The sequence below is a fragment of the Allobosea sp. UNC402CLCol genome (assembly GCF_000745475.1).
GTDB lineage: Bacteria > Pseudomonadota > Alphaproteobacteria > Rhizobiales > Beijerinckiaceae > Allobosea > Allobosea spartocytisi.
The window spans coordinates 192,556-211,407 of the sequence record NZ_JQJJ01000013.1 but is presented as its reverse complement, the minus strand read 5'-3'; the positions used below and the strand labels follow the sequence as shown (position 1 = coordinate 211,407).

17 protein-coding genes are annotated in these 18,852 nt (G+C 68.5%); 12 read left to right on the top strand and 5 right to left on the bottom strand.

Annotated elements, in window-relative coordinates; genetic code table 11:
- Positions 1-184 precede the first annotated feature (184 nt).
- From GY40_RS17250 to GY40_RS17235, 4 genes are read left to right on the top strand one after another with little or no spacing between them, the layout of a single operon-like run.
- Positions 185-1,198 carry an SIS domain-containing protein gene (locus GY40_RS17250; protein WP_038364728.1) on the top strand — a complete coding sequence of 338 codons (1,014 nt, stop codon included), beginning with the start codon at positions 185-187 and terminating at the stop codon, positions 1,196-1,198.
- Positions 1,199-1,216: 18 nt separating this feature from the next.
- Positions 1,217-2,053 carry a PfkB family carbohydrate kinase gene (locus tag GY40_RS17245; RefSeq protein ID WP_038364726.1) on the top strand — a complete coding sequence of 279 codons (837 nt, stop codon included), beginning with the start codon at positions 1,217-1,219 and terminating at the stop codon, positions 2,051-2,053.
- Positions 2,054-2,068: 15 nt separating this feature from the next.
- Positions 2,069-4,120 carry a hydantoinase/oxoprolinase family protein gene (locus GY40_RS17240; RefSeq protein WP_038364724.1) on the top strand — a complete coding sequence of 684 codons (2,052 nt, stop codon included), beginning with the start codon at positions 2,069-2,071 and terminating at the stop codon, positions 4,118-4,120.
- Positions 4,120-5,724: a hydantoinase B/oxoprolinase family protein gene (locus GY40_RS17235; RefSeq protein WP_038364723.1), complete on the top strand. Its 1,605-nt coding sequence runs from the start codon at positions 4,120-4,122 to the stop codon at positions 5,722-5,724. The genes GY40_RS17240 and GY40_RS17235 overlap by 1 nt, the downstream gene beginning before the upstream one ends.
- A 20-nt stretch (positions 5,725-5,744) precedes the next feature.
- On the opposite strand, the gene GY40_RS17230 is transcribed toward GY40_RS17235, so the two are convergent.
- Both GY40_RS17230 and GY40_RS17225 read right to left on the bottom strand, forming a co-directional pair.
- The gene (locus GY40_RS17230) at positions 5,745-7,022 is read right to left on the bottom strand and encodes a phosphopantothenoylcysteine decarboxylase domain-containing protein (RefSeq protein WP_038364721.1); all 1,278 of its coding nucleotides are present in this window, start codon (positions 7,020-7,022) and stop codon (positions 5,745-5,747) included.
- Between the two features lie 90 nt (positions 7,023-7,112).
- Positions 7,113-7,580, bottom strand: coding sequence for an Lrp/AsnC family transcriptional regulator (locus tag GY40_RS17225; RefSeq protein ID WP_051988217.1), 468 nt, complete (start codon positions 7,578-7,580; stop codon positions 7,113-7,115).
- A gap of 160 nt (positions 7,581-7,740) precedes the next feature.
- On the opposite strand from GY40_RS17225, the gene GY40_RS17220 reads away from it, so the two are divergent.
- Genes GY40_RS17220 through GY40_RS17210 form a run of 3 tightly spaced genes read left to right on the top strand, consistent with a single transcriptional unit; the run spans position 7,741 to position 10,291 of the window.
- Positions 7,741-8,766: an ABC transporter substrate-binding protein gene (locus GY40_RS17220; protein ID WP_038364717.1), complete on the top strand. Its 1,026-nt coding sequence runs from the start codon at positions 7,741-7,743 to the stop codon at positions 8,764-8,766.
- Positions 8,767-8,771: 5 nt separating this feature from the next.
- Positions 8,772-9,524 (top strand): ABC transporter permease, encoded by a 753-nt coding sequence (locus tag GY40_RS17215; RefSeq protein WP_038364715.1) that lies wholly within the window; start codon positions 8,772-8,774, stop codon positions 9,522-9,524.
- Positions 9,500-10,291, top strand: a complete 792-nt coding sequence (locus GY40_RS17210; protein WP_051988216.1) for an ABC transporter ATP-binding protein — start codon at positions 9,500-9,502, stop codon at positions 10,289-10,291. Before GY40_RS17215 ends, GY40_RS17210 begins: the two co-directional genes overlap by 25 nt.
- On the opposite strand, the gene GY40_RS17205 is transcribed toward GY40_RS17210, so the two are convergent.
- Positions 10,288-11,136 (bottom strand): SDR family NAD(P)-dependent oxidoreductase, encoded by an 849-nt coding sequence (locus tag GY40_RS17205; protein WP_038364714.1) that lies wholly within the window; start codon positions 11,134-11,136, stop codon positions 10,288-10,290. The two genes, GY40_RS17210 and GY40_RS17205, sit on opposite strands and share 4 nt — an antisense overlap.
- Before the next feature lie 187 nt (positions 11,137-11,323).
- Between GY40_RS17205 and GY40_RS17200 the strand changes: the two genes are divergently transcribed.
- Both GY40_RS17200 and GY40_RS17195 read left to right on the top strand, forming a co-directional pair.
- Positions 11,324-13,522: a protein-disulfide reductase DsbD family protein gene (locus GY40_RS17200; protein WP_081925512.1), complete on the top strand. Its 2,199-nt coding sequence runs from the start codon at positions 11,324-11,326 to the stop codon at positions 13,520-13,522.
- 21 nt (positions 13,523-13,543) lie between these two features.
- The gene (locus tag GY40_RS17195) at positions 13,544-14,182 is read left to right on the top strand and encodes a thioredoxin family protein (RefSeq protein WP_051988214.1); all 639 of its coding nucleotides are present in this window, start codon (positions 13,544-13,546) and stop codon (positions 14,180-14,182) included.
- Between the two features lie 65 nt (positions 14,183-14,247).
- Here the strand turns inward: GY40_RS17195 and GY40_RS17190 are convergent, their stop codons facing one another.
- Entirely contained in the window at positions 14,248-15,453 is a 1,206-nt protein-coding gene (locus GY40_RS17190; protein WP_038364713.1) for a penicillin-binding protein activator, read from the bottom strand.
- 173 nt (positions 15,454-15,626) lie between these two features.
- Here GY40_RS17190 and rsmI point away from each other — a divergent pair, with 173 nt between their 5' ends.
- From rsmI to gshB, 3 genes are all read left to right on the top strand, one after another.
- Positions 15,627-16,535: a 16S rRNA (cytidine(1402)-2'-O)-methyltransferase gene (gene rsmI / locus GY40_RS17185; protein WP_038365196.1), complete on the top strand. Its 909-nt coding sequence runs from the start codon at positions 15,627-15,629 to the stop codon at positions 16,533-16,535.
- 8 nt (positions 16,536-16,543) lie between these two features.
- Positions 16,544-16,927, top strand: coding sequence for a YraN family protein (locus tag GY40_RS17180; RefSeq protein WP_038364711.1), 384 nt, complete (start codon positions 16,544-16,546; stop codon positions 16,925-16,927).
- Positions 16,928-16,998: 71 nt separating this feature from the next.
- Entirely contained in the window at positions 16,999-17,937 is a 939-nt protein-coding gene (gene gshB / locus GY40_RS17175; RefSeq protein ID WP_038364709.1) for a glutathione synthase, read from the top strand.
- Positions 17,938-18,065: 128 nt separating this feature from the next.
- On the opposite strand, the gene GY40_RS17170 is transcribed toward gshB, so the two are convergent.
- Positions 18,066-18,848, bottom strand: a complete 783-nt coding sequence (locus GY40_RS17170) for a HesA/MoeB/ThiF family protein (RefSeq protein ID WP_038365193.1) — start codon at positions 18,846-18,848, stop codon at positions 18,066-18,068.
- Positions 18,849-18,852 lie beyond the last annotated feature (4 nt).

The following is an 18,852-nucleotide window of genomic DNA, read 5'->3' as shown; positions in this document are numbered from 1 at the left end:
GCGACCGTGGGCCCCGTCGACGGCAGCCGAGGCCGCTTCCTTCGTGTTTAAGGCGAAAAACCTGCGGATGGCTACTGTCCGAAGGGCGCGTGCACCGAAACTGGAATAGGCTTGACAGTCATTGGTATATGGAATTGGTGTATACCAATTCCATCGCCCTTTGAAAGCCCGTCCGGAGCCTTCCATGTCCATCGCCTTCGACCGCGGCGCAATCCTGTCCGGGCTGGAGCCGACGCGCGCGGCGCTACCGGCGGCTTTCGCGCTCGGACAGGAGCTCGCTCCGCAGATCGACCGCGTCTACATGGTCGCCTGCGGCTCGGCGAACCGGGCGATGCTCGGCATCCAATACTGGCTCGAGCGCTCTTCGCCGGGCATCGAGATCAGGCGCTATTTTCCGGCCGAGTTCATGGCGATCGACCCGCCGCGCTTGAACGAGCGCACGCTGGTCGTGCTCGCCTCGAAATCCGGCACGACGCCGGAGACGGTCGCCGCCGCGCATTTTCTCAAGGACAGGCCCTGCCAGGTCGTCGCCTTCAGCCAATATGGCGAGAAACCGCTGGCGCAGGCCGTGCCGCGGCATTTCCTCGTCGGCGACACCAGCGAATCCTTCGCGGCGATGTTCATGCTGATGCAGGCGCTGATCGGCGGGCTGATGGCGGCCAAGGAAGGCTGGCCGCTCGGCGCGAAACTGTTGGCCTCGCTCGACGCGCTCCCCGCGGCGATGTGCGATGCGGCCGAGCAGAACGAGGCCCGCGCAGCCGCCGATGCCGCCACCTATGCGGGCGACGATCGCATCTACCATGTCGCCTCGGGGCCGGGCTTCACCACGGCCTATGTCTTCGGCGTCTGCATCCTCATGGAGATGCTCTGGTTGCACAGCTACCCGATCGAGGCGGCCGAGTTCTTCCACGGCCCCTTCGAGATCGTCGACAAGCAGACGCCGCTGATCCTGATCACCGGCGAGGATCCGAGCCGGCCCCTGATGGAGCGGGTCGTGAAGTTCTGCGACACCTATGCCGGGCGCGTGATGAACTACGATTCCCACGCTTTCGCGATGGTGGGTGTCGACCCGGACATCCGCCCGATCGTCGCACCCTACATCCTCCAGGCGGCACTCAAACGCTTCTCGGCGCATCTCTCGGTGCTGCGGAACCAGCCCCTGACCACCCGCCGCTACATGTGGAAGGTGGCATACTGATCCGGGGGAGTTGCCGCGATGGCGCAGAGGCTTCTGGGACTGGGCGACAACACCGTCGACACCTATGTCGATCGCGGCCTCCAGTTCCCCGGCGGCAACGCGGTCAACGTTGCGGTGCAGGCAAGGCGGCTCGGGGCCGAGACGGGTTATCTCGGCTGCATCGGTTCGGACGAGGCCGGCATGCTTCTGAGCGACGCGCTGAGGCGGGAAGGCGTCGATGCCACGCGCTGCCGGATCAGGCTTGGCCCGAACGCCCGCGCCTTCATCGGCCATGACGGGCAGGACCGGCGCTTCCTGCGTTCCGAGCGTGGCGTGCGCGGCGAATGGGGAACGTTCGACGCCGAGGACCGCGCCTATATCGCCGGCTTCGACCTCGTCCATTCCAGCATCTACAGCGAGCTCGGCGACGCCTTGCCGGTCGTCCGCGGCGCGGCCCGGCGCCTGTCCTACGATTTTTCCGAGCGCTGGACCGACGCGAACCTCGCCGCGACGCTGCCGGCCGTCGATATCGCTTTCCTCTCGCATCCTTCCGCCTCGGACGCCGAGTGCCGCGTCCTGCTGGAGCGCTGCATCGGCTGGGGTGCGGGCATGGTCGTGGCGACGCGCGGCGTGAAGGGTGCGCTGGCGCTCATGGCCGGCAGCTTCCACGAGCAGCCGGCCAGCCCTGCAATCGTGGTGGATACGCTCGGCGCCGGTGACGGTTTCATCGCCGCTTGCCTGCTCGCCATACTCGACGGAGCCGGCATCGCCGCCGCCCTGACGGCCGGGGCGGAACGGGCGGCGCAGGTCTGCGGCTATCAGGGCGGTTTCGGCCATGGCGTGGCGTGGACGCCCGCCGAGACGACGGCGATATAAGGGAGGACGACAGAGATGGCGTGGCGGATCGGGATCGATTCCGGGGGCACATTCACCGATGTCTGCCTGTTCGACGACGCGACCGGCATGGTCGCGGTGTGGAAGGTGCCCTCGACCCCTGACGATCCCTCCCGCGCTATCGCGCGCGGCACGCAGGAAGGCGTCGAGCGCGTCGGCGCCAGCCCCGCCGACATCGCCTATTTCGGCCATGGCACGACGGTCGGCACCAACGCCCTGATCCAGCATCGCGGCGTGAAGACGGGCCTCGTCACCACCGAAGGCTTCCGCGATCTGATCGAGATCGGCCGGCAGAAGCGGCCGGACCTCTACGATCTCCAGGCCGACAAGGCCCCACCGCTCGTCACCCGCGATCTGCGTTTCGGCGTGGCAGAACGCGTCCGCCATGACGGCTCAGTCGAGACGCCGCTCGACGAGGATGCCGTGCGGCACGCGGCGCGGGCGCTGAAGGCGGAGGGCGTCAAGGCGGTGGCCATCGGCTTCCTCTACGGCTTCGTCCGGCCAGAGCATGAGGAAGCGGCCAAGCGCATCGTCACCGAGGAATTCCCCGAGGCCTTCATCTGCGCCTCGCACGAGGTCGCGCCGGAATTCCGCGAGTACGAGCGCATCTCGACTGCGGTGGTGAACGCCTATCTCGGCCCGGTCATGCAGGGCTATATCCGCCGCCTCGCCGACCGTTTGAAAGAACTCGGCCTGAAGGCTGTGCCGCATCTGACGCAGTCGAATGGCGGCGTCATCGGCTTCGACATGGCGGCGCGCCTGCCGGTGCGCACGGTGCTTTCCGGCCCTTCGACCGGCGTCGTCGCGGCGCAGGCGATCGGCGCGATGATCGGCATACCCAGCCTCATCACCTTCGACATGGGCGGCACCTCTTCCGACGTCGCCCTGCTCAGCAACGGCGAGGCCAAGCTCGCTTCCGAGGCCAATGTCCACGGCTACCCGATCAAGGCGCCGATGCTCGACATCCACACGGTCGGTGCCGGCGGTGGCTCGCTCGCGGCGATCGATTCCGGCGGCTTGCTCAAGGTCGGGCCACGCTCGGCCGGCGCCGATCCCGGCCCCGTCTGCTACGGCCGCGGCGCGACCGAGCCGGCCGTCACCGACGCCAATGTCGTGCTCCAGACCCTGAATTCGACGCATCTGCTCGGCGGCCGCATGCCGATCGACCAATCGCTGTCGAAACAGGCGATCGGCCGCTTGGCGGACGAACTCGGCCTCGACCTGATGGCGACGGCGCAGGGCATCATCTCGGTCGTCACCGCCAACATGGCGAAGGCGATCCGCGTCATCAGCGTCCAGCGCGGGCATGATCCGCGCGATTACGCGCTGGTCGCCTTCGGCGGGGCCGGGCCACTGCATGCCGCGAGGCTCGCGCGTGAGCTCGACATGAAGCGCATCGTCGTGCCCCGCAATCCCGGCATCGGCTGCGCGCTCGGCCTGCTTCTGACCGACCTGCGCGCCAATTTCGCGACGACGCGATTGGCGACGCTATCCGAGGCGCTGGTCCCAGACATGGCCGAGATCTTCGTCGCCCTGCAGGAACAGGCCGATCACTGGTTCGCGGAGGAAGGCGTCGCCTCGGCCGATCGCCGGCTGAAGCGGACCGCCGACCTGCGCTATCACGGCCAGAACTACGAGCTCGCCATCGACGTGCCGGACGGGCCGATCACGCCCGCGACCATCGCCGCACTGGCTGAAGGTTTCGCCGCAGCCCATAAGAGACTCTACGGCTTCGTCGCGGAAGGCGAGGCGGTCCAGCTCGTGACCTATCGCGTCGAGGCGGTCGGCCTCGTGCCCAAGGCCGCCTTCCGGCCGGAGCGCGATGCCGGCCCGGATGCCTCCCACGCCGTGATCGGCAGCCGCGAGGTCTGGTTCCCCGAGGCCGGCGGCTTCGTCGCCTGCCCGATCTACGACCGCGACAAGCTGAAGTCCGGCAACCGTTTCACCGGCCCGGCCATCGTCGAGCAGATGGATTCCACCACCGTGCTGCTGCCGGGCATGACCGCCACCGTCGAGCCCTATCTCAACCTGATCCTGGAGATGCCGTGATGACCGCGACTGCATCCGTCAGCGTCGACCCGATCACCGTCGAGGTCATCGGCTCTTCCTTCGCCTCGATCGCCGAGGAGATGGGTGAGGCGCTGGTCAAGGCGAGCTACTCGACCAACATCAAGGAGCGCCGCGACTGCTCGACCGCGCTCTTCGACGTCGGGGGCCAGACGCTCTGCCAGGCCGAGCATATCCCGATGCACCTCGGCTCCTTCATCGGCATCATCCCGCATATCCTGAAGCGCCACTCCGTCGCGGATATGAAGCCGGGTGATGTCTTCATCGGCAACGACGCCTATGAGGGCGGCGGCACCCATCTGCCTGATATCGTGCTCGCCGAGCCGGTCTTCCACGAGGGCGTGATGATCGCCTGGGCGGTCAACACCGCGCACCATTCCGATTTCGCCGATCGCGGCCACGCCCATATCTACCAGGAGGGCCTGCGCATCCCACCGATCCGCCTCTATGACGGCGGCGTGTTGATGAAGGACGTGCAGGAACTCATCCTGCTCAACTGCCAGGTCCCGCGCGAGCGCCTCTCCGACCTGCGCGCCCAGATGGCGGCGAACCGACTCGGGGTCGAGCGCTTGCGCGCGCTTTGCGACAAATACGGCCGCGACACCGTGCTCGCCGCCGGCAAGGCACTACAGGACTATGCCGAGCGCAAGATGCGCGCCGGCATCGCCTCGATCCCCGACGGCACCTATCGCTTCTCGGATTCCTTCGACAATCCCGAGATCGACGAGGCCCTGACCTTCTCGGTCGCGATCACCGTCGCGGGCGAGGAGATGCGGCTGGCCTTCGACTCGCCGCCGCAGATGCGGGCGGGCTTCAACATGGTCTACACCGCGCTGCTTTCGACCGTATATTACGCGGTCAAGACCGTGGCTGACCCGACCATTCCGCCCAATGCCGGTCTAGCGCGGCCGCTCACCGTCACCGCGACCGAAGGCACGGTGTTGAACTGCGTGCATCCCGCCGCCGTCAACGGCCGCATCGCCGCCTGCCAGCGCGTCGTCGACCTGATCCATGGCGCCCTTGCGCAGGCCGTGCCGGACCGTGTGATCGCGGCCTGTTCGGGCGCGGTCGCCTCGGCGACCTTTGCCGGGGAGCAGCCGGGCAGCGGCGAGCTCTGGGTCTATCTGGAGACGATCGGCGGCGGTTCCGGCGCCCGCACCAACAAGGACGGGCTCCACGGCGTCCATGTCCACATGACCAACACCTCGAACCTGCCGGTCGAGGCGCTGGAACTCGAATATCCGCTGACGCTGCTGCGCTACGAACTGGTCGACGGCTCGGGCGGGGACGGCCGCCAGCGCGGTGGCATGGGCCTGCGCCGCGTCTACCGGGCGGAGGCGCCGTGCCGGCTCAACGTCGACAATTCGCGCCTGACCTCGCGCCCCTGGGGACTGGCCGGCGGCGGCGAGGGGCAGGGCGGCTCCTTCGCCTTCAGCGAGGGCGTCGTGCCCTTCTTCAAGGGCGACGGCGCGCTGGAAAAGGGCCAGATCGTCGAGATCATCACGCCCGGCGCCGGCGGCTACGGCCCGCCTTCGGAGCGCAGCGCCGAGGCGCGGGCGCGCGACCGGGCGGAGCAGCGCCAGTGATCTAGCGCGCCCCTTGGAGCTCAGTCTGCCTTCGCGGCGGCGAGCTTCTGGGCGAGATGGGCGATGAGGCGGCTCGCGACCTCTTCCTTGGGCAGGGTCGGCCAGGTCTCGACGCCATCGACTGTCACGAGATGCACGGTATTGGCGTCGCCGCCCATCACGCCCGTACCGCCAACATCGTTGGCGACGATCAGGTCGCAGCCCTTCTTGGCGAGCTTGACCCTGGCGTAGTCGATGACGTGCTGCGTCTCGGCCGCGAAGCCGACGACGAAGCCCGGCCGCCCGTTCGGGCGATGCGCGACGGTGGCGAGGATGTCGGGGTTCTCGACCAGCGAGAGCGGCGGCAGGGCTCCGCCGTCCTTCTTCATCTTCTCCGATGCGGCGTCGGCCACGCGCCAATCCGCGACGGCAGCGGCGAAGATCGCAAGATCGGCCGGCAGCGCCGCCTCGACGGCCGCCAGCATCTGCCGGGCGGATTCGACATGGATGGTCTCGACCCCGGCTGGATCGGGCAGCGTGACCGGCCCGCTGACCAGCGTCACGCGGGCCCCGGCGGCGGCCGCCGCCGCCGCGATGGCGTGGCCCTGCTTCCCGGAGGAGCGGTTGGCGATGTAGCGCACCGGGTCGATCGGCTCATGCGTCGGCCCCGAGGTGATCAGGACATGCTTGCCGGCGAGCGAGCCGGCGGCCGGAGCATGGTCGCCGCCGGGCAGCCGGCCGAGGAAGCCGATGGCGCGGGCCGAGGGCTTCTCTCCGGCGAGCGCGAGCTCGATCGCGGCCAGGATTTCCGGCGGCTCGGCCATGCGGCCCGGCCCGCTCTCGCCGCGCTCGGCCATGGCGCCGCTATTAGGCCCGACGACGAGGATGCCATCCTTTTCGAGCTGCGCCATGTTCCGCCGCGTCGCCGGGTGCTGCCACATGCGCGGGTTCATCGCGGGCGCGATCAGCACGCGTTTGTCGGTGGCGAGCAGGGCGGTCGAGGCGAGGTCGTCGGCATGGCCATTCGCCATCTTGGCGATGAGATCGGCGGTCGCCGGCGCCACCACCACGAGATCGGTCGAGCGCGAGAGCTGGATATGGCCGATATCGGCCTCGTCCGTCAGCGAGAACAGATCGGTGAAGCAGCGCTCGCCCGCCAGCGACGACACCGCGAGCGGCGTGACGAACTGCTCGCCCGCCTTGGTCAGGATGCAGCGCGAGGCGATGCCGCGATCCTTCAGCCGGCGGATGACTTCGAGCACCTTGTAGGCGGCGATGCCGCCGCCGATGATCAGGAGAACGGAGCGGGATGCGGACAAGGCGGCTCCTCGGGCAGCGCGGGCGTCGGGCTGCTTCCTAGCATCCGCGACGCCGGCCTGTCATGCGCCGGCGAGGCCGGCCCGTGCCGCTCATGGGCGCGGCAGGTCCGGCACCTTGTAGGCGGTCGTCGCCTTGATCCGTTCCATGGCGAAGCGCGAGGTGACGTTCTTGAGCGGGATCGTCTCGATCAGCTTCTTGTAGAAGGTGTCATAGGCGGCCATGTCGGCGACGACGACGCGCAGCATGTAGTCGACATCCCCCGCCATCCGGTAGAATTCCATCACCTCCGGCATGGCGGCGGCCGTCTGCGCGAACTTGTCGAGCCAGGGGCCGGAATGGTCGGCCGTCTCGATCTGCACGAAGACGGTGAGCCCGAGCCCGATCTTTTCCGGCGAAACCAGCGCGACGCGCTTCAGGATGACGCCCGCCTGTTCGAGCTTCTGGATGCGCTTCCAGCATGGGGTCTGCGAGAGCCCGACCCGATCCGCCAGATCGGCGATCGAGATGTTGGCGTCGTTCTGCAGCACGGTCAGGATCTTGCGGTCGATGGCATCCATTCTCTGAAATCCGTCATAGGAGAAAATTCGTTCCGTTGATCGCGATCATAAGAGAATAAGTTTCTTTTTGATGTCGATCACTTGCATCCAGATAGAAAATCCTTTTCTCCATCTGTCAATGGGTGCTGTTTTGGCGCCGTCTTGCGAGAGGATTTGAACGATGGATCGCCGCCAGTTTCTCATCGCGGGTGCGACCCTGGCAGCGGCGGCCCCGTTCGCCGGCGCGGCTCGTGCCCAGGCCGTCACGGCACGGGTCGGTTACATCCCGGTCGTCGGCACCGCGCCCTTCTTCGTCGCCAATGGCGAGGGCTGGTTGAAGCAGGGCGGCCTCGAAAGCGCGGTCACCGTCTTCGAATCCGGCCCGAACATGATCCAGGCGCTCGCCTCGGGCACGCTCGACATCTACGTCGCCGGCGTGGCCCCGCTGGCCGTCGCTCGCTCGCGCGGCATCGATGTCCGCGTCGTCGCCTCGACCGCCATCGGCGAGAATGTCGTCGTCGCCGCGCCGTCGCTGTCGAAGTTCTTCACGGCCGGCACCGCGGCTGCGGCCGCCTTCAAGGCGTTCAAGGCGGCAAATGGCAAGCCGGCCCGCCTCGCCACCCAGCCGGCCGGCTCGGTGCCCAACACCACGCTGCAATACTGGCTCTGGGAGGTCGCGAAGGTCGACAAGGCCGATGTCGAGATCGTGCCGATGGGCATCGACGCGACCCAGCAGGCGATCCTGGCCGGCGCGGTCGACGGCGGCAGCGTGCGCGAACCGGCGCTGACCATCCTCCAGAGCCGCAACAGCGCGATCAAGCTGGTTGCCGGCGGCGAGGAGGTCTTCCCGGGCCAGCCGGGCACGGTCGTCGCCGTCTCCGGCGCCTTCGCCACCAAGAACCCCGACGCCGTCCAGAACCTCGTCTCAAGCCTCGTCAAGGCGGCGGCGCTGATCAAGGCCGACCCGGCCAAAGCCGCGCCGCATGTCGGCGCCGCGCTCGGCAAGGGCATCGTCGATCCCGAGCTGATCCGGAAGGCGCTGGGCTCGCCGGCAAGCGTCTTCGAGATCGATCCGCGCAAGATCATCGAGCCCGCGCGCGCCATGCAGGCCTATCAGGTCAAGCTCGGCTCGCTCGACAAGGAATTGCCGTTCGACGGATTGTTCGAGACCCAGTACTACGAGCGCGCGATCAAGGCGGGCGGCTGACCACTGTGAAGAGACTTCGGGCTCCGGCCCTTGCCCTTCTGGGCCTGATCGCCTTCCTGCTGATCTGGGAGGCGGTGCCCTATTTCGGCTGGGTGAACCCCGCCTTCCTGCCGCCGCCGAGCGCGCTGCCCAAGGCCTTCATGCGCGAGGTGTCCTCGGGCGCCTGGCTCGCGGCGATCCTCGGCTCGCTCTGGCATTATTTCGTCGGCCTCTTCGTCGGCGCCGGCCTCGGCATCGCGCTCGGCGTGCTCGTCGGCATGTCGCGGATTGCCGAGGAGGCGACGGCCTGGGTCGTGCGCGTGCTGCGGCCCGTGCCCGGCCTCGCCTGGGTGCCCTTCGCCATCATCTGGTTCGGCGTCACACCGGGCGCGGCGGTCTTCATCATCGCCATCGGCGTGTTCTGGATCAGCTTCTTCGCGGCGCAGGGCGCGATCCGCGGTGTCGACCGCGACCTCGTCGAGGTCGCCGACGCCTTCGGCTTCCGCTCGCCCTGGCAGCGCCTGTTCAAGATCCTGCTGCCGGCGGCGATGCCGGGCATCCTCGTCGGTTTTCGCACGGCGCTCGGCCAGGCCTGGATGGCGGTGGTCGCGGCCGAGATCTTCGGTGTCGCCGGCGTCGGCCAGCGCATGATGCAGGCGTCCAGCCTGCTCGCGACCGACATCGTCGTGGTCTACATGCTGACGATGGCGGCGCTCTACGGGCTGCTCGACACGGCCTTCGTCGCCTTCCAGAGATGGGTGCTGCGTTGGAAAGCGTGATCGAGAAGAGCGTGATCGAGATCAAGGGCCTGTCGCTGACCTTCACCCGCGACGGCGAACAGACCGAAGTGCTGCGCAAGCTCGACCTTAAGGTCGGGCGCGGCGAGTTCCTCGCCATTGTCGGCCCCTCCGGCGTCGGCAAGTCCACCCTGTTGCGCGTCATCGCGGGCCTTGCGAAGCCGAGCGGCGGCGAGGTCGTCATCCACGCGAAGGACAATGCGCGTCGCCCTGTCGCCCTGGTCTTCCAGGATTCGCGGCTGCTGCCCTGGCGCAAGGTGATCTCGAATGTCGGCTTCGGCCTCGAAGGCCGGACATCGCGCGGCGAGCGCCTGAAGAAGGCGCAGGAGATGCTCGATCTCGTCGGGTTGGGCGGGCTCGCGCAACGCTGGCCGCATCAGCTCTCCGGCGGCCAGCGCCAGCGCGTCTCGCTGGCGCGTGCGCTCGCGGTCGAGCCCGAGATCCTGCTGATGGACGAGCCCTTCTCGGCGCTCGACGCCCTGACGCGCGAGAACCTGCAGGACGAATTGATCCGCGTCTGGCAGCGCACCGGCAAGACCGTGCTCTTCGTCACCCATGACATCGACGAGGCCGCCTATCTCGCCGACCGTGTCGTGATCCTCTCGGGCGCGCCCGGCCAGATCATCGCCGAGCACCGCATCGATGCCGCTCGTCCGCGCAGGCGTGGCGCGGCGGCGGAGGCCGAGATCGTCCGCGCTGTCCGGCAAGGGCTCGGCGCCGACATCGTGACGGATGGCGCGGCGATCTAGGTCTTTGCGACGAAGGCTTTGAACGCCTCGCCATAATCCTTGTGCCAGCGCGAGAGCGGCGGGCGGTTCTCGATGATGTCGCCCATCGCCCATGCCATGCGCTTCTCGTCGAGGGTGCGCGTCGTCTCGTCATCCGGGCAGAGGATGTAGAAGTCGCCGGCCTTCAGCCGCTCCAGCATGAAATCGACGGTCTGCTCCGGTGTCCAGGCACCCTCCGGCTTCTCGACGCGCCCGCGCGCCGTCAGCGGCGTGAAGACGAAGCCGGGGATCAGCAGATGGGCGCTGACCTTGCAGCCTTCGGTGTTGCGGAGTTCATGCGCCAGCGCCTCGGTGAAGACCTTCACGCCGGCCTTCGAGACATTGTAGGCCGGGTTGCCCGGCGGCGTGGTGATGCCCTGCTTCGAGCCGGTGTTGACGATCAGCGCCGGCGCACCATGGGCGACCATGCCCGGTCCGAAGATCTGCGTGCCGTTGACGATGCCGCCGAGATTGACCGCGAGGGTGCGCTCCCACGTCTCAGCCGGGCCGAAAATGCCGCTGCCCTGCTGCATCCCGGCATTGTTCATCAGCACATGCACGCGCCCGAAGCGAGCGAGCACCTTCTCCTGCAGCGCCGCGACCTCCTCGCGATGCGAGACATCGGTCGCGACCGCCAGCACGTTGTGCTCGCCGACCAGCGTGGCGAGCACCTGCCCGGCGGCCTTCAGCCCTTCCTCGTCGCTGTCGGCGATGGCGACCCTCATGCCGAGGCCGGCGAAGGCGCGGGCGGCGGCGAAGCCGATGCCGGAGGCGCCGCCGGTGATGACGGCCGTATTGGCGGCGATGAGGGCGGGGTGGATCGTCATGGTCTCGGATCTCGCGATTTCAGCGGAGGCGGGAGATAAGGAGCGGTGCGCGGCGACATCATGGCGCGCTGCGGGCGGCGGCGCGATGGCGCAGGATCGCCCGAGACACTGCCTCACCGCCTTGTCATTGGCATGAACGGGTCGTTTGAGGCATCTGGGTCCGATGATATCAGACAGAAGTGGGATGATGGCGCCGTATTCCGAAAGACCTGACAGGGCGCGCGGCGTTTCGGCCCGGCGGCTTCTGACCGGCGCCCTGCTGGCCCTGGGGCTGGCGTTGCCGGGCGCGGCGCTTGCCGCCGAATCGGCGGCCGTCACCTCCCAGCGGGTCACCGCCACGCTGCTGTCGAGCCGCGACACGGTCGCGCCCGGCGAGCACTTCCACGTGGCGCTGACCCAGAAGCTCGCCCCGCACTGGCATACCTATTGGCTGAACCCCGGCGATTCCGGCGAGCCGACGCAGATTCAGTGGGATCTGCCGGCCGGCGCGAAGGCCGGAGACATCGCCTGGCCGGCGCCGCGTGCCATCCGCGTCGAGCCGCTGGTGAATTTCGGCTTCGAGGGCGAGGTCCTGCTGCCGGTCGAGATCACCGTGCCGGCCGATGCCAGGCCCGGCGAGACCTTTTCGCTCAAGGCGAACGCGACCTGGCTGGTCTGCGAAAAGATCTGCATTCCCGAGGAAGGCAGCTTCACGCTCGACCTGGCCGTCGGCGCGGCAAGCGCAGTCGATGAGGCGGCGCAGCAGCGCATCGATGCCGCGCTCGCCGCCCTGCCGAAGCCGGCCGGCTTCCGTGGCAGGCTGAGTGCCGATGGCGACAACCTCGCCTTGGCACTGCCCGGCCTTCCGGCCGGCGCGAGCGATCTGCGCTTCTTTCCGATCTCCGACACGCTGATCGAGCACGCCGCCGACCAGCCCATGAAAGCCGGCGATGTGCCGGGCCTGACGCTGACCCGCTCCAGTGCCTTCAAGCTGGAGCAGCCTGATATCTCCGGCGTCCTGACCTTCAGGCAGGATGGCGTGCCGCGTGCGCTGACGCTGGTGGCCGATGCCGATCCGGCACTGGTCTCCAAAGCGGCCGAGACCGGTTCCAACGCGCCCCGCCCGGCGGTCGTGCGGATTCCCGTCCCGGCGGAAGGCGCCGACCTCACGCTGCTCGCCGCGCTGGCCTTCGCCTTCGCCGGCGGGCTCATCCTCAACCTGATGCCCTGCGTGCTGCCGGTGCTGTTCATCAAGGCGCTTGGCTTCGCTCAGACGGCGCATCGCAGCCGCACTGAGACGCGTGAGCAGGGCCTGATCTTCCTCTGCGGCGTGCTGCTGACCTTCCTGGTGCTGGCCGGAGCTGTCATTGCGCTGAGTGCGCTCGGCGGTAGCGTCGGCTGGGGTTTCCAGCTCCAGTCGCCGCTGCTGGTGATCGCGCTTGCCGTGGTGATGGTGCTGATCGGGCTCAACCTGATCGGCGCCTTCGAGATCGGCGGCGCGGTGGTTGGCCTCGGTGACGGGCTCGCCAGCCGGGGCGGACGCCTCGGCGCCTTCATGACCGGCGTGCTCGCCGTCGTCGTCGCCACGCCCTGCACGGCGCCCTTCATGGGCGCGGCGATGGGCTATGCGGTAACGCAACCGCCGGCGCTCGCGCTCTCGGTCTTCATGGCGCTGGCCCTCGGCTTCGCTCTGCCGGTGGTGGCGCTCTCCTTCGCGCCGGGCCTGCTCAGGCTGCTGCCGAAGCCCGGCCGCTGGATGCTGGTGCTGAAGCAGGCCTTCGCCTTCCCGATGTTCGCGACCGCGATCTGGCTGATCTGGGTCGCTTCGGTCCAGACCGGCCCGCAGGGCGTGCTGGCGGCGCTGGTCGCCGTGCTGGCGGCGGGTTTCGTCGTCTGGCTCGTCGGCGTCACCCGTGGCTCCCTGCCGCGCCGCGCCTTCGGGACTGTGCTGGCCGTGCTGGTCGCGCTCGGCGCCGGCTGGTTCACCGTCGAGAACGCCGTGCCGGGCACCAATGCGGAGGCGCGGGCCGGGGATATCCAGGCCTGGAGCCCTGAGCGCGTCGCCACGCTGCAGGGGCAGGGCAAGCCGGTCTTCGTCAACTTCACCGCCGCCTGGTGCATCACCTGCCTCGCCAATGAACGCGTCGCTCTCTCGCGGCAGGAGGTGAAGGATGCTTTTGCCAGGCTCGGCGTCACCTATCTCAAGGCGGACTGGACCAACCGCGATTCCCGCATCGCCCAGGCGCTGGCCGAGCAGGGACGCGCCGGCGTGCCGCTCTACCTGTTCTATCCGGCGCGCAAGGACGGGCAGGCCGAGATCCTGCCGCAGCTCCTGACGCCGGATGCCGTGATCGCGGCCGCCGAACGCGCGGCGGGCCGGGATAAGACCGCGGCCAACACGCCGTAGATTCCAACCAGGGAGACAGACATGAAAAGCCTGACCAGACAGACTTTCATCGCCGGCCTCGCTCTTGCCGGGTTTTCGCTCACGACCGGTGCGGCCTTCGCTGAAGGCGCCGCCCGCGTCGGCCAGCCCGCGCCGGCCTTCCAGGCGGTCGATATCGAGGGCAAGACCCGCAATCTCCAGGAATTCGCCGGCAAGACCGTGATCCTCGAATGGACCAATCACGACTGCCCCTATGTCCGCAAGCACTACAACAGCGCCACCATGCAGACGTTGCAGAAGGACATGGCCAAGGAGGGCATCGTCTGGCTCTCGGTGATCTCCTCGCCGCCCGGCGAGCAGGGCTATGTCGAGGCGGCGAAGGCGAAGGAGCTGACCGTCCAGCGCGACGCCGCCCCCGCCGGCATCCTGCTCGACCCGAAGAGCCAGGTGGCGCGCGCTTATGGCGCCCAGACCACGCCGCACATGTACATCATCGATCCCAAGGGCACGCTCGCCTATATGGGTGCGATCGACGACAAGCCGTCCTCGAACCCCGCGAGCCTCAATGGCGCGAAGAGCTATGTTCGGCAGGCGGTCGCCGAGCTGAAGGCCGGCAAGCCGGTCTCCGAGGCCAGCACCAAGGCTTATGGCTGCGCGGTGAAATACGCGCCGGCGAGCTGAGCTCTGTCAGCGCTCAAATGCAAAAGGCCGGGCATTTGCCCGGCCTTTTTGTCGGTACGGCAGCGCTACTGCGAACGCGGGCCGAGATCGCGCGGCGCGGCGTTGATCGTGACGATCTGGCCGTTGCGCAGTTCGAGCACCGCGAGCCCGCGCTCGACCTGCCCGTCCGGCCGGAAGCGGAAGACGCCGTCGGCTCCCGCGAAGCCCGAGGCATTGGTCAGCACCGCCTCGGAGAAGCGCTGCGAGCCTTGCGTGCGCGCCAGTGCCGCCGCCAGCGAAACCGCGTCGTAGGAGAGGGTCGCGGTGCGGGTCGGGCTGCTGTTGAAGCGCTGCTGGTAGCGTCCCGCGAAGGCGTTGAACCCGGCCGTGTCGGGCGAGGCGAACCAGCCGCCCTGGATCGCCTGCACCTGTGCGATGCCGCTGTCGTTCCAGACGCCGGTGCCGAGGGGCTTCACCTTGCGCGGGTCGAAGCCGGCCTGCTGCAGCGCCTGCCCGAGCGCCGGCATCGCATCGGCCGCGGCCGGAACGAAGAGCGCATCTGCCTGCTGCAGCGAGGGCATCAGGCGCTGGACGGCTGTGCGCATCGCGGCCGGGTCGGAGCCGAAATGCTCGATCGCCGCGACGCGGGCGCCGCGTGCCGCCACCGCCTGCTGGAAGGCGGCCTCGACGACCTTGCCATAGGCGGTGTCGGGCAGCAGCGCGGCGAAGGATTTGCGGCCCTGCTGCGCGGCATAGGCGATGACGCGGTTGACGTCGTTCTCGGGCGGGAAGGAGAGCAGGTAGACGCCGCGCGAGGCGACGTTGGAATCGCTGGAGAAGGCGATGACCGGCCGGTTGGCCGCCCGCGCCACCTGTCCCGCCGCCTGCACGGTCGGGGCGAAGAGCGGCCCGATGATGAGTTCGGCGCCTTCCGAGATCGCTTCCTGCGCCGCGGCGCGCGCGCCTTCCGGCGTGCCGCGGTCGTCCTTGACCAGCAGCGTCAGGTCCGCGTTGGGGAATTCGGCCAGGGCCATCTCGGCGGCGTTCTTGAGTGAATTGCCGACCACGCCGCCCTGGCCTTCGGCGCCGAGCGGCAGGATGAGGCCGACCTTGACCTTGCCGGTGCCGATGGTCTGGCCGCTTGGCGCGGCCGGTTCCGTTGAGGCGGGGCCGTCGAAGCCCGGCAGGCCGGCGGGGCCACCGCTGCAGCTCGCGAGCAGCAAGGACAGGGAGACGGCCAGCGCGCCCGCCTTGAACCGCAGAACCGGTACGAAGTGCCGATGGTGCAACACGGGCGATCTCCAGTCGTGACCGGGCCGGCAAAGCCTTGCCCGGTGATACAGTCCCCCCGCGGGACTCTCGTGCCAGTGCCACATGCTATTTTCAAGTTGTTAACTATGGGTTGCATCGGGCCCGTCGCACGCACGCCATGGCGCGGCCGGGGGCGCTGTGGCAGCTTGCGGCCATGTCGAACGCCGCTCCGCCCCGCCCCGCCAGCTACACCGCCTTCGGTCTCAAGGCCGAGGCCGAGCCGCTGTCACCGGGGCTGCACATCGTCGCCACGCCGATCGGAAACCTGCGCGACATCTCCTTCCGGGCGCTCGCGACGCTCGCCGCCGCCGATGCGGTCCTGGCCGAGGACACCCGCACCTCGAAGACGCTGCTGGCGCATTACGGCATCTCGACGCCGCTCCTGCCCTATCACGAGCACAACGCCGCGCAGATGCGCCCGAAGGTGCTGGCGAAGCTGCGCGAAGGCGGCAAGCTCGCTTTGATCTCGGATGCCGGGACGCCGCTCGTTTCCGATCCCGGCTACAAGCTCGTGGCCGAACTGGTGGCGGAAGGCCTGCCGGTTACGGGTATTCCCGGCCCCTCCGCCGTGCTGGCGGCGCTGGTGCTCGCCGGGCTCCCGACGGACCGCTTCTTCTTCGAGGGCTTTCTGCCTCCCAAATCGGGAGGGCGCCGCACCCGGCTGACCGAGCTCGCCGCCATTCCCGGCACGCTGGTCTTCTTCGAATCGCCCCGCCGCCTCGCCGAGATGCTGGCTGATGCCGCCGCTGTGCTGGGCCCAAGGCCGGGCGCTGTCGCGCGCGAACTGACGAAGTTCTACGAGACGGTCAGGCGCGGCACCCTCCCCGAGCTGGCCGCGCATTACGAGACGCAGGAGGAGGCGCGCGGCGAGATCGTCGTCATCATCGGCCCGCCAGGCGCCGTCGATCTCGTTCCCACCGATGAGGCGATCGATGAGCGGCTGCGCGTGGCGCTGGCGAAGGTCTCGCTCAAGGAGGCGGTGGCGCAGGTCGCGGCCGAGCTGGGCCAGCCGCGGCGCAAGGTCTATGCGCGCGCCCTCGAACTCACCCGCGACGATCCGTGACAGAACCGGTGACGCGCTCGGCATTGCGCAGCCGCCGGGCGCGGCGTTCCGGCCTTTCGGGCCGTCGGGCGGAATGGCTCGCTATCCTCTGGCTGATGGCGAAGGGCTATTGGCTGCTGGAGCGGCGTTTCGGCGGCAAGGGCGGCGAGATCGATATCGTCATGCGGCGCGGGCGCACCGTCGCTTTCGTCGAGGTCAAGGCGCGCGGCCGAATCGAGGATGCGCTCACGGCCGTGACAACGGAAAAGCAGCGCCTCGTCGAACGGCGCGTCCGGCAATGGCTCGCCCGCAACCCCTGGGCGCTGGGCTACGATCTCAGGGCCGATGCGGTGTTCCTGGCGCCCTGGCGCTGGCCGCGCCATGTGCCGGCCGCCTTCGCGCTTGTCCTGTGACGCAGGGCCACCTACTTGCAGGAACCCGACCGGCAGCCCGATAAGAACGGGCCGCAACAGGAAGCCCGCCCATGACTCTCTCCGTCGCCATCCAGATGGACCCGATCGAGCGCATCCGGATCGCCGGCGATACCGGCTTCGCCCTGATGCTGGAAGCGCAGGCGCGCGGCCACACGCTCTACACCTACACCCCCGACAAGCTCTCGCTGCGCGACGGCAAGGTCACGGCGCCGATCCGCCCGGTCACGGTGCGCGACGTCGAGGGCGATCATTTCACTCTGGGGGCCGAGGAGAAGGTCGACCTTTCCCAGCTCGACGTCGTGCTGCTCAGACAGGACCCGCCCTTCGACATGGCCTATGTCACCACCACCCATATGCTGGAGCGCATCCACCCCAAAACACTGGTGGTCAACAACCCGGCCGAGGTGCGCAACGCGCCCGAGAAGATCTTCGTCACCCATTTCCCCGAGCTGATGCCGCCGACGCTGATCACCCGCGACAGGGCCGAGATCGAGGCCTTCCGCGACGAATACGGCGAGATCGTCATGAAGCCGCTCTACGGCCATGGCGGCGCGACCGTGTTCAAGACGGGCAAGGGCGATCCGAATTTCGGCTCGCTCTTCGACCTGTTCAGCAATCTCTTCCGTGAGCCCTGGGTGGTGCAGGGCTTCATCAAGGAGGTCACCGAGGGTGACAAGCGCATCATCTTGATCGACGGCAAGGCGGCGGGCGCGGTCAACCGCGTGCCGGCGGTCGGCGATCTCCGCGCCAACATGGTGCGCGGCGGCGCGGCGCGGCCGACCGATCTGTCGAAGCAGGAGCTCGCGATCTGCGAGGCGATCGGCCCCGAGCTCAGCCGGCGCGGCCTGCTGCTGGTCGGCATCGACGTGATCCACGGCAAGCTCACCGAGATCAACGTCACCGCGCCGACCGGCGTGCGCGCCATCAAGAAGCTGGGCGGGCCGGATCTGGCGGCGCAGCTCTGGGATGTGATCGAAGCGAAACGCTGAGAGGTTCCCTTAGACCTCTGACATGGTCATCCCGGGCGAAGCGAAGCGCAGACCCGGGATCCATATCTGAACCTCGGCCGGAAGCGCTCCGGAATGGATCCCGGATCGGCGCCGTTAATCGATGGCGTTCAGGCCGCGACGTTCGTCCCGTTCAGCGGGTTCGTCTCGTCCCAGCCATAACGCAGCGTCTCGAAGCGCATCGTCAGCGAATCGACCAGCAGGAGCTTGCCGACCAGCGGCTCGCCGAAGCCGGTGACGGCACGCACGACCTCCAGCGCCATCAGCGAGCCGATGATGCCGGGCAGCGCGCCCAGCACGCCGGCCTCCGCGCAGGTCGGGATCGAGCCCGGCGGCGGCGCATCCGGGAAGAGGCAGCGCCAGGTCGGGTTCGGCCGCCCGTCCGGCCCGGTTTCATGGGCACGGATCGTGGTCAGCGAGCCGTCGAAGCGGCCGAGCGCGCCCATCACCACCGGCCTGTGCTCGTGGAAACAGGCGTCGGAGACGGCATAGCGCGTGGCGAAACTGTCCGAACCCTCGGCGACGACATCGTAGAAGGCGATCATCGCGCGGGCATTGTGCGGGTCGATGCGGGTGACATGTTCCTCGACCACGACATTCGGGTTGAGCCGGCGGATGAAGTTCGCGGCCGCCACGGCCTTGCGCTTGCCGATGTCGTCGGTGGTGAAGATGGTCTGGCGCTGTAGGTTCGAGAGCGAGACCACGTCGTCGTCGACGATGCCGATCTTGCCGATGCCGGCCGCGGCCAGATACTGGATCAGCGGCGCGCCGAGCCCGCCGGCGCCGACGACCAGCACGCGGGCGTTCTTCAGCTTCTGCTGCCCCGGCCCGCCGATCTCCGGCAGGACGATATGGCGCGCATAGCGCTCGATCTCGTCGTCGTTCAGCATCATCCCA

Excerpts from the sequence above, each read along its gene's own strand:
- GY40_RS17225 (WP_051988217.1), bottom strand. The coding sequence starts at position 7,580 with ATGGATGCCATCGACCGCAAGATCCTGACCGTGCTGCAGAACGACGCC.
- GY40_RS17235 (WP_038364723.1), top strand. The coding sequence starts at position 4,120 with ATGACCGCGACTGCATCCGTCAGCGTCGACCCGATCACCGTCGAGGTC.
- gshB (WP_038364709.1), top strand. The coding sequence starts at position 16,999 with ATGACTCTCTCCGTCGCCATCCAGATGGACCCGATCGAGCGCATCCGG.
- GY40_RS17195 (WP_051988214.1), top strand. The coding sequence starts at position 13,544 with ATGAAAAGCCTGACCAGACAGACTTTCATCGCCGGCCTCGCTCTTGCC.
- GY40_RS17220 (WP_038364717.1), top strand. The coding sequence starts at position 7,741 with ATGGATCGCCGCCAGTTTCTCATCGCGGGTGCGACCCTGGCAGCGGCG.
- GY40_RS17245 (WP_038364726.1), top strand. The coding sequence starts at position 1,217 with ATGGCGCAGAGGCTTCTGGGACTGGGCGACAACACCGTCGACACCTAT.
- GY40_RS17210 (WP_051988216.1), top strand. The coding sequence starts at position 9,500 with ATGGGTGCTGCGTTGGAAAGCGTGATCGAGAAGAGCGTGATCGAGATC.
- GY40_RS17250 (WP_038364728.1), top strand. The coding sequence starts at position 185 with ATGTCCATCGCCTTCGACCGCGGCGCAATCCTGTCCGGGCTGGAGCCG.
- GY40_RS17200 (WP_081925512.1), top strand. The coding sequence starts at position 11,324 with ATGGCGCCGTATTCCGAAAGACCTGACAGGGCGCGCGGCGTTTCGGCC.
- GY40_RS17205 (WP_038364714.1), bottom strand. The coding sequence starts at position 11,136 with ATGACGATCCACCCCGCCCTCATCGCCGCCAATACGGCCGTCATCACC.
- GY40_RS17170 (WP_038365193.1), bottom strand. The coding sequence starts at position 18,848 with ATGATGCTGAACGACGACGAGATCGAGCGCTATGCGCGCCATATCGTC.
- rsmI (WP_038365196.1), top strand. The coding sequence starts at position 15,627 with ATGTCGAACGCCGCTCCGCCCCGCCCCGCCAGCTACACCGCCTTCGGT.
- GY40_RS17240 (WP_038364724.1), top strand. The coding sequence starts at position 2,069 with ATGGCGTGGCGGATCGGGATCGATTCCGGGGGCACATTCACCGATGTC.